This window comes from Neobacillus sp. YX16, assembly GCF_030123505.1.
GTDB lineage: Bacteria > Bacillota > Bacilli > Bacillales > Cytobacillaceae > Neobacillus.
In genome coordinates this window covers 1,953,007-1,970,193 of sequence record NZ_CP126115.1, presented here as the reverse complement: position 1 = coordinate 1,970,193, position 17,187 = coordinate 1,953,007, and the positions used below count along the sequence as shown (strand labels likewise).

Annotated in this window: 15 protein-coding genes; all 15 read right to left on the bottom strand. The window is 37.7% G+C overall.

The genetic code is table 11. From position 1 onward, the window contains the following. Positions 1-14: 14 nt before the first annotated feature. A complete protein-coding gene (locus tag QNH48_RS09700) occupies positions 15-806 on the bottom strand; it encodes a DUF3388 domain-containing protein (protein WP_095249343.1) in 792 nt (263 codons plus the stop codon). A 158-nt stretch (positions 807-964) separates the two neighbouring features. Next, positions 965-1,222, bottom strand: a complete 258-nt coding sequence (locus QNH48_RS09695) for a DUF3243 domain-containing protein (protein ID WP_283954705.1) — start codon at positions 1,220-1,222, stop codon at positions 965-967. 78 nt (positions 1,223-1,300) lie between these two features. Continuing rightward, positions 1,301-2,023: an elongation factor P 5-aminopentanone reductase gene (ymfI, locus tag QNH48_RS09690; protein ID WP_283954704.1), complete on the bottom strand. Its 723-nt coding sequence runs from the start codon at positions 2,021-2,023 to the stop codon at positions 1,301-1,303. Positions 2,024-2,098: 75 nt separating this feature from the next. Next, positions 2,099-3,388: an EF-P 5-aminopentanol modification-associated protein YfmH gene (gene yfmH, locus QNH48_RS09685; protein WP_283954703.1), complete on the bottom strand. Its 1,290-nt coding sequence runs from the start codon at positions 3,386-3,388 to the stop codon at positions 2,099-2,101. Then, positions 3,388-4,668 (bottom strand): EF-P 5-aminopentanol modification-associated protein YfmF, encoded by a 1,281-nt coding sequence (gene yfmF / locus QNH48_RS09680; protein ID WP_283954702.1) that lies wholly within the window; start codon positions 4,666-4,668, stop codon positions 3,388-3,390. Before yfmF ends, yfmH begins: the two co-directional genes overlap by 1 nt. A 197-nt stretch (positions 4,669-4,865) precedes the next feature. Continuing rightward, positions 4,866-5,816, bottom strand: coding sequence for an ABC transporter permease (locus QNH48_RS09675; RefSeq protein ID WP_095247625.1), 951 nt, complete (start codon positions 5,814-5,816; stop codon positions 4,866-4,868). 1 nt (position 5,817) lies between these two features. After that, on the bottom strand, positions 5,818-6,897 hold the full coding sequence (locus QNH48_RS09670) for an ABC transporter permease (protein WP_283954701.1): 1,080 nt from the start codon (positions 6,895-6,897) through the stop codon (positions 5,818-5,820). Further along, entirely contained in the window at positions 6,894-8,417 is a 1,524-nt protein-coding gene (locus tag QNH48_RS09665; protein WP_283954700.1) for an ABC transporter ATP-binding protein, read from the bottom strand. Before QNH48_RS09665 ends, QNH48_RS09670 begins: the two co-directional genes overlap by 4 nt. Before the next feature lie 203 nt (positions 8,418-8,620). Next, a complete protein-coding gene (locus tag QNH48_RS09660) occupies positions 8,621-9,694 on the bottom strand; it encodes a BMP family lipoprotein (RefSeq protein ID WP_481858490.1) in 1,074 nt (357 codons plus the stop codon). Between the two features lie 113 nt (positions 9,695-9,807). Continuing rightward, positions 9,808-10,533 carry a GntR family transcriptional regulator gene (locus QNH48_RS09655; RefSeq protein ID WP_283954698.1) on the bottom strand — a complete coding sequence of 242 codons (726 nt, stop codon included), beginning with the start codon at positions 10,531-10,533 and terminating at the stop codon, positions 9,808-9,810. Between the two features lie 247 nt (positions 10,534-10,780). Beyond that, a complete protein-coding gene (locus QNH48_RS09650) occupies positions 10,781-13,129 on the bottom strand; it encodes an FtsK/SpoIIIE family DNA translocase (protein ID WP_283954697.1) in 2,349 nt (782 codons plus the stop codon). Positions 13,130-13,277: 148 nt separating this feature from the next. Next, positions 13,278-13,517, bottom strand: coding sequence for a YlzJ-like family protein (locus tag QNH48_RS09645; RefSeq protein ID WP_133369398.1), 240 nt, complete (start codon positions 13,515-13,517; stop codon positions 13,278-13,280). Continuing rightward, positions 13,514-14,266 (bottom strand): ClpP family protease, encoded by a 753-nt coding sequence (locus tag QNH48_RS09640; RefSeq protein WP_133369399.1) that lies wholly within the window; start codon positions 14,264-14,266, stop codon positions 13,514-13,516. The genes QNH48_RS09645 and QNH48_RS09640 overlap by 4 nt, the downstream gene beginning before the upstream one ends. A 127-nt stretch (positions 14,267-14,393) precedes the next feature. Then, a complete protein-coding gene (locus QNH48_RS09635) occupies positions 14,394-16,061 on the bottom strand; it encodes a ribonuclease J (protein WP_283954696.1) in 1,668 nt (555 codons plus the stop codon). Positions 16,062-16,285: 224 nt separating this feature from the next. After that, positions 16,286-17,149, bottom strand: coding sequence for a 4-hydroxy-tetrahydrodipicolinate synthase (dapA, locus tag QNH48_RS09630; protein ID WP_283954695.1), 864 nt, complete (start codon positions 17,147-17,149; stop codon positions 16,286-16,288). Positions 17,150-17,187 lie beyond the last annotated feature (38 nt).

Genomic DNA, 17,187 nt, shown 5'->3' with positions numbered 1-17,187 from the left:
CACCTTCCAATTATTTAAAATCCAAAATCTCCAAAATCGGAGCCAGAGAATAAGTTATTTTGGTCGACAATATCATAAGTAATTTCTTCGTCTGCCTCGTTCCGTAACTCGATAATATAATCAAAATCATCAAGCGTATACTCAGAATTTTGCACAAAGATATCAGGATGTTCGACCACTTTAACCGCAGGTAAACGCATGATTTCGCGTACAAGCTGCCAATGCCGTTCACTTGCACGTTTTGTTGAAACAATCCCATCAAGAATGAACAAATTATTTTCGTTGTATTCATCTTGAATTAGCTGATTACGTATGGTTTGTTTTAAAAGAGTCGAAGATACAAATAACCACCGTTTATTCGCGCATACACTCGAAGCAACCACCGATTCCGTTTTACCAACCCTTGGCATCCCACGAATTCCAATCAGTTTGTGTCCTTCCTGCTTAAACAATTCTGCCATAAAATCAACGAGTACCCCTAGTTCACTACGGACAAATCGGAATGTTTTTTTATCATCTGCGTCACGTTGTATGTACCGTCCATGTCTGACTGCCAGCCGATCACGAAGCTTTGGTTCTCTAATCTTAATTACTTTTATTGTGTCCATTGTATTTAAAATTGACTCTAACCGTTTAATTTGATTATCATCTTTTGCTAAAATTAATAATCCGCGCCGACCTTCATCTACTCCATTAATGGTTACTATATTGATTGACAGCATTCCTAGTAAAGATGAGATGTCGCCAAGTAAACCAGGACGGTTTTTTTGAATCTCATATTCTAAATACCACTCTTTCTTCTCCATAAAAAACCTCCTAAACTAAAACGACAAATTTTTCATTTCCTTATCTATCCATAATAATATATGATTTTGATTGAAGATGAAAGCAAAAACAAGTTCAATGCTTATTTAATATATTTTGCTTCTAAAATGCAAAAAAAAGAGAGGTTAAAACCTCTCTCCTAGCGACTTCCGTTATTTTGAACTAATTTCACCATAATGTTAGCGATTGCTTGCTGCTCTTCTTTATCCGCAACAGACCATAAATCAGCCAAGATTCTTTCTTGCTCGTTTTTCGGTTCTACCTGCTCTGATAAGTAATCACCTATTTGTAATGCAAGAGCACCTATAGCACCTTCGCTCATTCCCTCATTTTGTGCTTGATGAAGTCGGTCAGCAAGAAAGTCTTCCCATTGTTTCCAGTTATCTAAAACAGACATAATAAACCCTCCTTTATAGTTGTACATTGTTATTTTGCTATGAAAGGTGGGAATTTATTCACGAAAAAAATGTATATTTCATGTATACCAACCGCCATTTATTGAAAGAACTTGCCCTGTAATATATGAAGAATCCTCCGAAAGTAAAAATTTCACACCATTGGCTACTTCCTCAGGAACACCCAGCCTGCCCATTGGGATTTCGTAATGAAGAAGTTGTTTATCCTCCACTGAGAACTGGCTCATCATTGGTGTTTCAACGGCACCAGGCGCAATAGCGTTAACTCGTACCCCATTTAATGCCACTTCTTTGCTTAATGCTTTCACAAATGAAATTTGTGCTCCCTTTGCAGTCGAATAGACCACTTCACATGCGGCACCGGTTTGACCCCAGACGGAGGAGATAAGAATTACATTTCCTGACCGTTTCTTTATTAGTTTTGGGAGCAGTTCCTTTGTTATCATTAGAGGATTCATTACATGAACCCTCATTAATGATTCTACCTCTTCCTGTTTTATATCGACGAGGAGACCATATTGAGTATTCCCACTACAATGGATAATTTCATCCAGGGAGAAGATTTGTGAACAGATTTTTTTATAGCCTTCTGCCTCCTCTAAATCTGCCTGAATAGGTATGTACTCTCCACCAAAGGGTTTAATTTTTTCAAGTAATTCCATTATTGATTTTTCATTTTTATTAAAGTGTAAATATAAATTAAAACCTAGAGAAGCTAATTTAAACGCTACCGCTTGTCCAATCCCGCCGCTTGCTCCCGTAATTAGTGCATATTTTCCCACGAACTTCACTCTTTCTATAATATCTAATCATCATTTTAATCGAAAAGAAAAGCGCCGGCTAGCGACGCTTACCTCTTATTTTTTAGGAATCACTTGACAAACTGAGAAACGCTCTTCTGAAATAACTTCAGATGCTAATCTTTTAACATCCTCTAAAGTGATTTTCTCTAAAGTGGGAACGACATCAAATAAGTTCATGTCATTAAAAGCATATCTTGTGAATTGATTAGCTATATATTCTGGAGAATTTACAGCACGTAAAAATGAACCAATCTTCTTCTTTTTCGCTCTTTCCAATTGCTCTTCTGAAAATGAAGTAGCATTTTTTGCTTGAAAAAGCATGTTTTTAAGCTGTTCCGTAAGTTTATCAGGATTTTCTGTATCTCCGCCAATCATCGCAAATCCAAACCCTTGCTCCTGCGTATAGTCATATGAGAAAGTTTCATCAATCAGCCCTTCATTATAAAGCTGATTATAGTTTTCGGAGCTTTTTCCAAACAACAAATCCAAGAGAACATTCATAGTCAGTTCATTCTTTAATAACTCAGCACCACTTTGATCTACATGTAATGCCTTCATCCCAATTAAGCATTTAGAGGTTTGCACATTCATCTCCAGCACTTGTTTTTGCTCAGCAGTCTGAAGAGGTTCATCTTCAAATTTACGCTTAATCTCCGGCATCTCTTTGTAATCCTTTTTTGATTGGTTTTCTCTCACTTGATCCATAAATTTATTTGGATCGACTGGTCCAACAATAAACAATAACATATTGCTCGGATGGTAGAAGGTATTGTAGCATTCATAAAGCAAATCTTTCGTAATATGTGAGATGGATTCTATTGTCCCGGCAATATCAATCTTTACAGGATGGTTTTGATACAAATTTTGAATCAATCCGAAATAGAGACGCCAATCCGGATTATCATCATACATCGTGATTTCTTGACCAATAATCCCTTTTTCCTTTTCAACCGTTTTTTCCGAGAAATAAGGATCTTGAACAAAATCAACTAACGTTTCCAGGTTTTTCTCTAAATCCGAAGTACTGGAGAACAAGTATGCAGTACGGGTAAAAGAGGTAAAGGCATTGGCTGAAGCCCCCTGCTTGCTAAATTGTTGAAATACGTCTCCGTCTTCCTTTTCAAAAAGCTTATGCTCAAGAAAATGAGCAATACCATCTGGTACTTTTTTATATACCTCTTGCCCTAATGGGACAAAATGATTATCTATAGATCCATACTTTGTGGTAAAAGTAGCAAATGTCTTATTAAATCCCTTTTTTGGTAATATATAGACATTTAAACCATTGGATAACTTTTCGTGGTAAAGTTCTTCTTGGAGCTGGTCAAAATTAATTTTCTCCATTATTTTACCGCCTCACTTCCAGTTAAGAAATAGATTGTATCAAGTTCAATTTTAGCAGCGACAGCGACAATTTCTTCCTTTGTCGTTTTCTCCATGTCTGTAATCCACTGCTCTAGTTTTATATCCTTGCCTGCAACAACATTATGGTAAAGGATTTCTGTTAATCCTCTTGAAGTATCAATGGTTTCAAGAATCTGATTTCGAATAACAGCTTTTGTTTGAACAAATTCTTGATCTGAAAAGTCGCCTTTTTTCATTGCTTCCAATTGATTGCGAATAATACCCACTGCCTGGTCAAAGTTCTTTAGGTCAATCCCTGACATTACCATCATTAATCCTTTATGGCTTTCAAGCCTGCTTGAGACATAATAGGCTAAGCTTGCCTTTTCACGGACATTGATAAACAACTTTGAGTGTGAAAAACCGCCAAAGATTCCATTAAACAATTGAAGAGCAAAGTAATCGGAATCCCCGTAGACAACATTCGTACGATAACCAATATTTAATTTCCCTTGTTTTACATCCTGCTCTTCTTTAATTTCATTTACCTGTTCCTTTTTCTGTACAGCTAATGCCTCTAGTTTCTTTGGAGTGCGTTCTTCAAAATTCAGCAAATCATTTGCAAGGCTTTTCACCTCTTCTTGCTTAACATCTCCAATCACATATAGATCCATTTCATCTTCTAAAAACGCCTTTTTATAATAGTCGTATAAATTTTCCGGAGTAATTGTTTCTACATCCTCTGCTTCACCATTTACTTGAAGAGCGTACGGCTCCCCTTTACACATTTCTTGCAGTAAACGGACATTCGAATAGCGCATTTTATCATCATATACCGATTGAATTCGCTGCTTTAGCGATCTTTTTTCTTTGTTCACTGTGTCTTGATCAAATGCATTACCTGACACATTCGGTTTGGTTAAAACCTCAGATAGAAGTTCGAAACCTTTTTTCAATAACGGGGTAGGATCACTTAAGAACTTCTCATTTGCAATTTCAAGCGTGAAACTGATAATATGATATTCACCTTTTTTTGCTAAATCAATAAACAGTGTAGCTCCATATAATTCATCTAAATATGAGCGCAATGCAGTAGTTGTCGGATAATTGGCGGAGCTGCTTTGTAACACCTGAGGAAGCAGAGCCCTTTTCGTTACATCTTCCTTTGTTAGTGGAGCTTTCATTTTCCATACGAATGTATTCGTTTTATATTTATCTGTTTCAATGACATGGAGTTTGTATCCCTGCATAGCGGTGATTTTTTCAGCAGTTGAATCCATTAAAAGACCTCCTTAAGATTTCAAAATCCTTCTTATATATATGTAAACATTCATCCGGTTATTTTACATCATTTCCATTGTAATATACCCTTATTCTTACTATAATTTGCCAGGCTTGGTTTTTACAAGCTAAAACCACTGGCTTTTAAACAAAATAAAACAGGCTGACTAATTAGCCAGCCTGTTTAACACCATAATTATCTTTTACCTGGATCGAATGGTTCCCCAGCTGCTTTAGGTGCTTGTGAAGATTTAGAGAAGATAACTAAAGCAATTAACGTTACTACATAAGGGAAAATCTTTAGGATGATTGGCGGAATAACAGCCAGTTCAGGGATAACTTGAGATACGTTAGCGATTGTGCTTGCAAATCCGAAGAATAATGTTGCTCCTAATATTCCAAGTGGTCTCCATTGACCAAAAATTAAGGAAGCAAGTGCTAAGAATCCAAGACCTGAAACGGAACCGGTAAATTCACCTGCGTATGTTAAAATAATGATTCCTCCGCCTAATCCTGATAAAGCGCCAGAAAGCATAACACCGATATAACGGATTCTGACTACATTAATTCCCGCTGCTTGAGCAGCCTGTGGAAACTCACCACAAGACTTTAAACGCAAGCCAAATTTTGTTTTATTTAGAATAAACGCACTAACAAGCAGTACTAATAAAATAAACCAAGTTGTTGCATATGTTTTTGTAAACAATAAATCCCCAATAATCGGGATTTGAGATAATATTGGCACATCAAATGGTGTGAAACCGCTGGTAATACGAATATTACCACTGCCCGTAATATTTCTAGCCAAGAAAACTGTTAAAGCCATTGCAATCATGTTAATCGCTGTACCACTGATTACTTGGTCAGCGCTTAGATTAATGCTGGCAAAGGCATGTAATAGCGAAAATAATATACCAACTATCGCTGCTACTAATAATCCAATCCATAGTATCGTTGATCCCTGCATTTTATCCTGCAAAAAGTTAACCGTCAGTGCACTAGCAAATGCTCCTGAAATCATTAAACCTTCTAAACCAATATTTACGATACCGCTTCTTTCACTAAAAAGACCGCCTAATGCTGTTATAAGAAGTGGAATGGTAAAAACAATCGCGTAAGGGAATATTTGTTCAATTATGGTCCACATTTTAGGATTCTCCCTTCTTGCCAACAGGTCCATTAACATCATTTGCATTTGAAGTAGTCTTGCGGAATTTATTTAATACACGATGAATCAGTACGCTGGTAGCAGCAAAATAAATAATAATAGCAATAATTGTATTAGCAAGTTCTGGGGGAATCTCGATCATTGCATTCATAAAGCCAGTTCCTGAATAAAGAATACCAAAAAGGATTGCTGCAAAGAACACGCCGACTGGAGAGTTTGCCCCAAGTAATGCAACTGCAATGCCATCATAGCCCTGCGTTGGTAAAATACCAATTTGCATACTGGAAGCATTACCAGTGTATAATGCTACTCCACCAAGACCTGCAAGGGCACCTGAGATTAACATAGATAAGATAATATTTCGATTTACTTTCATACCTGCATATTCTGCTGCGTGACGATTAAACCCTACAGCTTTTAATTCAAATCCTAGTGTTGTTTTATTAATGATAAACGCAACGATGAGTACAGCAATTACTCCAAAGAATAATCCTAAATTTATATAAGAACCCTGAAACATTTCTGTCAACCAAGGTGTTCTCAAAGTAGATTCTTCTGCAAGTTTTCGAGATTCAGTTTCCAGGAATTCTCCTTTAAAATAACCAGGAACAACATAATAAACTGTCCAATATGCAATCCAGTTCATCATGATAGTGGATACTACTTCATGCACATTAAATTTCGCTTTAAAAAGGCCAGGAATAAATGCCCATAATCCTCCAGCTATAATTCCGGCAAGTACCATTACAATAATTAGAATCGGTCTTGACAAATCCAACGTTAAACCTACAGCAGTAGCAGCCAGACCGCCAATCAACATTTGACCTGAGGCACCAATGTTAAATAGACCTGTACGGAAGGCAAAAGCGACAGCAAGTCCAGTAAAAATGAGCGGTGTTGCCGTTGCAAGAGTATCACCAATACGTGAAATATTCTTTAATGCACCTTGAAATAAATACGTGTACCCTTCAATCGGGCTTGCTCCTATGAAGAGCATTAGTAAGCCCCCAGCTATTAGTCCTAAAATAATTGATATTAATGAAACTATGGTGTTTCTCATACACTTCTCTCCTTACTCACACCTGCCATCATCAGTCCTACCTCATTTTCATTCGTTTCGGAAGCAGTTACTGTTCCGATTAACTCTCCATTGTTAACGATGGCAATACGGTCTGAAAGTTGCAGTACTTCATCAAGCTCTAAAGAAACCAGAAGTACAGCCTTTCCTCGATCACGATGCTCAATTAATCTTTTGTGGATATATTCAATCGATCCTACATCCAATCCACGTGTTGGTTGTACAGCAATGAGCAAATCAGGATCTAATTCCATTTCACGGCCAATGATTGCCTTTTGCTGATTACCTCCAGATAGAGTCCTTGCAATGGATGCTCCGCCTTCACCGGAACGAACATCAAAGTTTTCTAAAATACTTTTAGCATATTTCTTAATTGCAGCGCCATTTAGTAATCCAGCCTTCGCAAACGGAGGTTTATTGTAGACCTCTAAAACCATGTTATTTTCTAGTGTATAATCGAGAACAAGTCCCCGCCTATGTCTGTCTTCAGGGATATGGCCAATTCCACTTTCGATTCTTTGGCGAATTGGAATATTTGTTATTTCTTTTCCTTTTAATAAAATTTTTCCTGATTCAACTTTCCTAAGTCCCGTTATCGCTTCTACGAGTTCAGATTGACCATTCCCCTCAACTCCAGCGACACCGACTATTTCTCCGCGTTTGACTTCAACAGAGAAATTTTTCAGTCCCATTACCTTTCTGTTATTTTTCACAGAAATTGAATCTATTTGAAGTACAACCTCACCAGGTGTACTAGCTTTCTTATCCACTTTAAAGTTAACTTGACGGCCAACCATCATTTCTGCCATCTGTGCCTCGCTTGTTTCTTTTACGTTAACTGTTCCGATTCCTTTTCCACGTCTTATAACAGTACAACGGTCTGCAACCGCTTTAATTTCTTTTAACTTATGTGTAATGATGATAATCGATTTACCTTCATTAATGAGATTACGCATGATCTTCATTAATTCTTCTATTTCATGAGGAGTTAAAACAGCAGTGGGTTCATCAAAAATAAGAACCTCAGCTTCACGGTAAAGCATTTTCATAATTTCTACTCTTTGCTGCATACCTACAGAAATATCTTCAATCTTTGCATGCGGGTCAACATTCAAACCGTAATGTTTTGATAACTCTGCAATTCTTTTTGCTGCCTTATCAATATCTAGGACCATACCTTTTAACGGCTCACTGCCTAGTATAATATTTTCTGTAACTGTAAAATTTTCTACTAATTTAAAATGCTGATGGACCATTCCGATGCCAAGTTGATTGGCAACATTAGGACTCGTAATTTTTACTTCCTTCTCCCGTATCTTTACGATCCCTTTTTCAGGTTGATACATGCCAAACAATACACCCATTAGCGTTGATTTACCAGCACCGTTTTCACCTAATAGGGCATGTATTTCCCCTTTTTTTAATGTCAGGGTAATATTATCATTTGCCACAATACCAGGAAATTCTTTCCTAATATCCAGCATTTCAACCACATAACTCATAGTAGCACTCACCTTTTTATTTAGACTCGGGTTACTTTGAAAATAGGGAGTCCCCTATCACTGCATCAAAATTCAAGGAAATTTCATTCAAAGGAATATACTAAACCATTATTTCCTTACTCTAGAAATATTCTTTGTTAGCAGAACATTTATGCATAAAGGCATAAAAGAGACGGGTAAAACCGTCTCTTTTATAATCCTTTTTACTTAAGTAAGCTTCCTTGCTCAGCCGCAACTTTAATATCGCCAGACTTAATTTTTTCAAATACTTCATTTACCTTAGTAATTGTATCGTCGCTTAAGTTAGGATTTTCCGCAGGAAGACCAATACCGTCATTTTTTGCATCGAACGTTAATGTTTCGCCGCCAGGGAAATCACCATCTAACTCACGCTTGATTAAGTCAAATGTAACGTTATCTAATTTCTTCATTGCTGAAGTCAAGATAATTGATTTTTCACCTTCATAAATACCATCTGCATATTGGTCAGAGTCAACACCAACGATCCAGATTTTCTCTCCAGCTTTTCCACGTGTTTTTGCTTCATTGATAGCACCAACACCAACACCGCCAGCAGCAGTGAAGATTACATTTACACCACGGTCAAACATTTGTGCAGCAATTTGTCCACCAGCAGCTACGTTATCAAATGAACCTTGATAAAGTACGTTTTCAGCTTTAATGTTAAGTTTTGTACCTAGGTTTTCGTTAGCGTATTTAACACCTTGTTGGAAGCCCCAGTTAAACTTTTGAACAGCCGGAATTTCCATACCACCGATAAATCCAGCTTCGCCTTCTTTTAATTCAAGTGCTGCAGCTACACCTGCTAAGAAACCTGATTCATGTTCAGCGAAGAAGACTGCCACTGTGTTTTCCTTAACAACAGGTTTAAAGTCACCAGCATGTGGATTACCATCAAGAATGACGAATTTTGAATCTTTGTATTTATCCTGTGCTTTGAATACGGCAGTTTCAAACTTGAATCCAGGTAATACAATAAACTTATAACCTGCATCATTTAAATTGCCCATTTCCTTTAGGTATTCTGCTTCTGTTGTACCAGCTGGCTTAAGATATTTTGATTGAATTCCTAATTCTTTTTGAGCTTGTTGAATTCCTTCCCAAGTACCTTGGTTAAATGATTTGTCATCAATTGTACCAGCATCGGTAACCATACCAATTTTAATACCGTCTTTACCATTATCCTTACCTGTATCCTTGTCATTACCGCCGCCGCATGCTCCTAACAATGTACCTGCAGCTAAAATCAATGACATGGTTAAGCCAAATTTACGTTTTTTCAAGGCAATTGACCCCCTATTTATGTTGTTTGATTTAGTAGAAATGTACTAAATTGCAGACATGTTTATGCTTCCATAATATAAGAAAATTAAAACCTTTTTCTCAATACCTGAAAACTAAATTTATCTGCTTTAAAGTAGTTTACCGAAAAGAGGACTGGTTCATCCATTTCATCGAAGTGCATTTGCTTTAAAACAAGCAAGGCAGTTTCTGGTTCACATTCTAGAATTGGGGAAATTTTCTCATGATAACCAATTGGTTCAATTTGAGCAACCGCGTATGTAATTTTTCGGTTTGCCTCTTCTTCCAAAATGGAAAAAATGGATTCCTCCCCATGGGAAAATGTCTCTGGCAAAATTTTTTCAGGTACCTTGTCGATACAGTATACAACAGGCTCCCCATTTGCAGTTCTAACCCGCTCCATGATTACAATTTCCTCATTTGCAGAACATGAGAAACGACGAATATCTTCTTCAGTCGCTCCAACAGTTGATGAACTTAAAAAGATTGTGCCTGGTTTCATCCCCGCTTGAAAGATCATATCCGTTACACTATTAAGTTGTTCAATTCCTGAAGTAAACAGTGGCTTAGCATTAACAAATGTACCAACACCATGGCGACGAATGATAACGTTTTCTTCTTCAAGTATTCGTAGTGCTTCTCGAAGGGTGGCCCTGCTTACACCGAGATGTTTGGCAAGATCAAATTCGGATGGCAGTTTTTCTTTTTCTTTGTAGACTCCTAGTTCGATATCTTGTTTTAACCGATCGATAACTTGTAGGTATAAATGTCGGCTATCTAGCTTAATAGACATGCGGGTACCTCCAGCTTCTTTCTAAGACATCAGACATCTGATGTATAATCATTCCTACTAATCGAAAATAATATACCACTTTTTCAGGCATAAGGAAATAGAAATTCATTAAATTGTCGAAAAAAGCAATATTGTCGAAAACTATCAGTATAAATAGGCCTTTTTACTCTTAAATCTGCTATAATTTATTATTGTCTAAATCAATTAGGAATATTTTGTTAAAAAAAAGAGCCGTTAGGCTCTTTTTTCAATTTACTTCTTCGTTTGGTTTGGATTGTAATACCGCTCTTGGTTTACTGCCTTCATATGATCCGACTATTCCACGAGCTTCCATTTCATCAATTAACCTTGCCGCTCTTGTATATCCTATACGAAAACGACGCTGTAACATGGAAACAGATGCCGTTTGCATATCTATTACTAAATCCACAGCATCTGCATATAGATCATCATCAACCTCACCGACTGCTTCAGGTGTATCGTCTGGAATCATCTCTTCTTGATATTGTGCTTTTTGCTGCCCAATAACAAAATTAACCGTTTCCTCTACTTCATTGTCTGATAGAAAGGCTCCTTGTACACGAACTGGTTTTGAAGCACCAACTGGTAAAAATAGCATATCTCCTCTGCCCAGAAGTTTTTCTGCACCGCCCATATCCAAGATCGTTCTTGAATCGGTAGCACTCGACACTGCAAAGGCAATTCTTGAAGGGATATTTGCTTTAATTACCCCTGTGATGACATCGACTGAAGGACGCTGGGTTGCTATAATGAGGTGGATTCCCGCAGCTCGCGCCATTTGTGCAAGTCTAGTAATGGAATCCTCCACATCAGATGAGGCTACCATCATTAAATCAGCAAGCTCGTCCACAATGACGACAATATATGGCAAAAGTGGCTGCTTATCATTTTCCTCGATGTTATGCCTTTTAACATGGTCATTATACCCTTCAATATTACGTGTTCCAGTATGAGAGAATAGTTCATAACGTCTCTCCATTTCACTTACAACCTTTTTCAACGCTTGCGAAGCTTTTTTAGCGTCTGTTACTACAGGTGCTAATAAGTGAGGGACACCATTATAGACATTTAACTCTACCATCTTAGGATCAATCATCATTAATTTTACTTCATGAGGCTTAGCTCTCATTAAGATGCTCGTGATAATACCATTAATACAAACACTCTTCCCGCTTCCGGTTGAACCAGCCACGAGCAGATGGGGCATTTTATTTAATTCAGCAAGTACTGCTTCCCCAGTAATATCCCTGCCAAGTCCAATTAGCAGTTTCGCCTCTGGTTTATTATTTTGAGTTGCTTCTAGTACTTCTCTTAGAGAAACAACGGCCACCTCTGAATTTGGTACTTCAATTCCAATTGCTGATTTTCCAGGAATAGGGGCTTCAATTCGTATATCTTTAGCAGCTAGTGCTAAGGCTAGATCATCACTTAAGCTAACTATTTTACTAACTTTAACCCCGACATCAGGATGAACCTCATACTTTGTAACTGCTGGACCAAGATGTACCTGTGTTACTCGAGCCTTAACCCCGAAGCTTTGAAAAGTTCTTTCCAGTTTAGCTGCATTCGCATGAATTAATTCGTATTCCCCGCTTTGATCTGTTTTCTTCGGAAGTTTTAGAAGTCTTAGCGGCGGTAATTCATAAGCAACATTCTCTACTTCCGTAAAGGTAATCGGCGGTGTGCTGTCTTCTTCTACTATTTTCTGTTCATTCCCTTTATTCTTTGAATCATCTTTCCTTCGTTTTGCCCTTTGTGGCTCTTCATCTGGATAAGCCCGATCTGCAAAGCTTGAGATAAGGGGTTCAGGAATGACGATTTCGTCCTGAACATTTTGTAAAGAGGGAATGATTTCTGGCTGAACTGAAACTGTTGCCCTGTTTTCACGTTCTCGTTGCAGTTGTACCCGTCTTTCTTCCCGCCGCTCTTGTTTTTTCTGTTTCCATTCTTCCATATCTAATTGAAAGGCACTCCACTGTCCCTTTGAAAATTCAATCATCGTGGTTCCTACTTTTGCAATAAACTCTCCAAATGATTTACCAGTTAGTAAAATAAACCCTATTAGAATAAAGATAAAGGCAATAATCTTTGTGCCAGTTTCAGCAAATAGATAATGAAACATAGCAAAAAGAACGGCTCCAATCATCCCTCCACCAAGGTCAATTGTGCTTGTTTCCCCTCTAACTTCCATCATAAATATTTCCCATGTGTTGCTGATGACACTAGGATTCTTAAAGTTACCATCATTTGTTAGTAAATGAAAAAGCGTTACATGGCTTAAAAGGAGAATAGATGAAACGATAAGATAAGTTCCAATTAATTTAATATGAAAAATAAAAGGGATGGTTCGTTTCCACATAAGATACACACTTAAAATAACCAGACCAATCAAGCTTAGCATGTACCATTCACCCATCCAGAATCGGAAAAATAGTACGGCTGCTTCTCCAACAGCTCCCAATTTAGCTATTGATATAATTGCAAGCGCTAATAATGCAAGCGCGGTAAGTTCATATTGTACGGTTTGTTTTAAATGATTATCTCGTTTTTTTGATCTTCTCTTTTTCTTCGCCATCTTATCACCTGTCTATATAGTGTTGTACTATCATCATTATCAACCTTTTGCTTTATCAAACACAATGCATTAGAAAATTCCCCACAAAAGGAAGAAAGCAGCCTTCATTGGCTGCTTAAGCTTGGTATCCTTATTATACCATAATATCCTAATAGTTTGATGACAATCCTTCAATGCTGGCACAAGAAATTTTGGCACCTGGACATAAGCGCTCGTCTAAATAATGCTGCGGGTCACTGCTTAAAATGCGAATGACCTGGACATTTTGTGCATCAGATTGTTCCACTATCATTGATACCCCTTGATAGGTTACAGTTTGTTGTCTATTAAAGGCTTCTGGGTCATTTGGATATATTAATTCCTGCGGCATCATCGTATATAGAATCATTGAATCAGCCCCTCACTTGCACCTTTAGATTGATCAATTAATTCATTTAACTTCTTCATCGCCTGCCCGAGTCCGCCAACCTCGTCAATCAATCCATACTCTACGGCATCTGGACCAACGACATTTGTCCCTATGTCACGAGTGAGATTTCCTTTCGCAAACATTAAATCCTTAAATTTCTCTTCAGTAATATTAGAATGTTTGGTTACAAAATTGACAACCCTATCCTGCATTTTATCTAAATATTCAAAGGTTGCTGGTACCCCAATTACTAGACCAGTTAAACGAATTGGATGGATGGTCATCGTTGCTGTTTCGGCTATAAAGGAATAATCACAAGAGACCGCTATTGGCACTCCTATTGAATGTCCTCCTCCTAAGACGATTGAAACAGTTGGTTTTGACAGTGTTGCCATCATTTCAGAAATGGCCAGTCCAGCCTCCACATCGCCGCCAACTGTATTTAAAATTATCAATACTCCTTCTATTTTAGGATTTTGTTCAATCGCTACTAGTTGAGGTATCAAGTGTTCATATTTTGTCGTTTTGTTTTGTGGAGGCAGAGCTAAATGACCCTCAATTTGGCCGATAATTGTCAAACAATGGATCCGTGAATCGGAAGAAAGCTGAGGTACATTTGTTTGCCCTAGCTGCTGAATTTTTTCCATTAAAGAAGAAGGCTTATCCTCTTTTTGAGGTTCTTGCCCTTCTTGATTTCCCGATTCACTTTTTTGTATGTCCTTATTCATCATAAGTCTCCCTTCACGCATGATAACGTTAGTATTGACCTATGAAACAATTTCATTCTTAGATTGATGGAATAAAATCCTATGTAAAAAAAGAAGCATTGGTTTCCCCAATGCCTCCTTTACCTTCTTAAACTTCCATAATAATCGGAAGTATCATCGGTCTTCTTTTTGTTTTTTCAAACAAGTATCTGTTTAACCCATCTCTTATGTCCTGTTTAAGGCTTGACCATTCAAAGGAATCTTTAGAAATGTTCTTCTGTACAATATCTCGAACTAATTTTGTAGATTCATCCATTAACTTTTCTGATTCACGGACATAGACAAAACCACGTGAAATAATTTCCGGACCTGCAGCAATCCGCTTATCCTGCCTAGTTAATGTAACCACAACAATTAATATACCATCTTGAGACAGCAGTCTCCGATCTCGTAAAACGATATTTCCAACGTCACCCACACCAATTCCATCAATTAATACATTGCCTGAAGGAACTTTACCGCTGATAGAGAACGTTCCATCCTTAAATTCTACCACATCACCACGGTCTGGGATAATGATGTTCTCATCCGGTACTTCACAATCAAGTGCCAGTCTCCGATGTGCTTTTAGCATTCTATATTCCCCATGCACTGGAATAAAGTACTTTGGTTTCATTAAGTTAATCATAAATTTTAATTCTTCTTGGCTGCCATGGCTTGAAACATGAATCGTTCTTTTTCCTGAGATAACATTTGCTCCTGCTCTAAAAAGCATATCCACTGTTCTCGATATCAACAATTCACTTCCCCTAAGTGTTGATGCAGCTATTAGAACAGTATCACCAGGCTGTATATTTACATGTTTTGCAGTTTGCTTCGCCATTTTTTGAAGGGCTTCAATTGGCTCCCCTTGACTTCCCGTCATTAATACGACGATTTCCCTGTCTTCGTAATTATTTATTTCACTAACGGGGATAATTAAATCTTCGCTCACCTCTAAATAGCCTAAATCTAGCGCAATTTGATAAATTCTTTCAAGACTTTTACCAACTACTGCTACTTTACGGCCATTATCCCTTGCTGCATCAAATATATGCTGAATTCTGTTAATATCTGAAGCGAAGCATGCAGCTATCATTCTGCCGCGTGTATTATAGAATGCAGTGGATAACTCTCGCTCAACGATTGCCTCGGAGGTAGTGTATCCAGGCTTCTCTGCTTCCGTACTATCTGAGAGTAAACATAATACACCCTTTTCTCCTAGAGCGGCCATTTTCCCTATTTCAGGCTTATACAGCTTTGTTGCTGCCTGATCAAATTTGAAATCCCCCGTATATACGATGCTTCCTTCTGAAGTATGAACGCATACACCGACTGAGTCTGGAATACTGTGATTTGTTCGAAAAAAGCTAACTTCGACAGAATCCATCTGAACAATTGTATCCGAAGTTACTTCAATAAAATTGATCTTCCCATAATATTCCTGCTCCTTTAACTTAGCAGCTGCAAGAGCTAATGTAAGTTTTGTTCCATAAACAGGTACGTCCAATTGGCGAAGAAGATAGGAAAGGGCACCAATATGATCTTCATGGCCATGTGTAAGGAAAACTGCCTTCACTCTTTCCTTGTTTTCTGTTAAATAACTGATGTCTGGAATCACGATATCAATGCCAAGCATTTCATCCTCGGGGAACATTAACCCGGCATCAATGATATAGATGTCCTTGTCCACTTCGACAAGATACATATTTTTCCCGATTTCTCCAATACCACCAAGCGTAATAATCTTAATGGAACTATTTATTCTATTTATCAATTTCCGTTTCCTCCTATGTTGATTGTCTAGCTCTCTTTCACTAAAAGGTCTTCGACATTTCAAAATTGCCCGATCGAAATCAGTTATAATTATTATACTTGATATTTGAAAACCTTTACAACCAAATTTAGTTGTTTTATCCTTTGGAGGAAAATAAGTGAATTTAAAATTATACCATGTAAAATGCCAACCGAGTTTTTTCGATTGGCATTTTGTAAAAATTATTATAATAATTTAGTTAATGTTGATCTTTCTTGTTCGGTTAATGGAACAAGCGGCAATCTTACTGAGCCTACATCCAGCCCTTTAACTTGAAGAGCTGTCTTAACAGGAGCAGGACTTGGCGCCGCAAAAAGTCCCTGCATAAGTGGAAGGAGCTGTTGGTGCAGCCTTGCTGCTTTCTCATTTTCTCCTTCTAAAAAGGCCTTTACCATCTCTTGCATTTCGTTCCCAATTACGTGAGAGGCTACAGAGACAACCCCTACCCCTCCAATAGAAAGAACTGGAATCGCTATACCATCATCACCGCTGTAAAGATTAAAATCACTATCAGTATTTGCAATAATGTGAGTCATTGCATTTAAATCTCCGCTTGCTTCTTTAACGGCTACAATATTCGAAACCTTTGAAAGCCTGATGATGGTATCCGGATGAATATTTACTGATGCTCTTCCTGGGATATTATAAACCATGACAGGAAGAGAAGTAGCTTCAGCAACTGCTTTAAAGTGTTGATATAAACCCTCTTGATTCGGTTTATTATAGTAGGGCGCCACTACCATAATACCATCCACCCCAAGCTGTTCCGCTTTTCTTGTCAGTTCCACAGAAGCATAGGTATTATTGCTGCCTGTTCCTGCAATTACCGGTATTCTTTTTTTAACTATCTTTACTACATGACCAAATAAAGCTAACTTTTCTTCCTTTGATAGTGTAGGCGATTCACCAGTTGTACCTGCAACTACAAGGGAATCCGTACCATTTTCTATTAGATAATTTACTAATTGAGTGGTCTTCTGAAAATCAATATGTCCTTTTTTATCAAAAGGTGTAACCATGGCTGTTGAAACCCGCCCAAAATGAACCATTATACTACTCCTCTCAATTACGAAATCCAGGTTGCGAC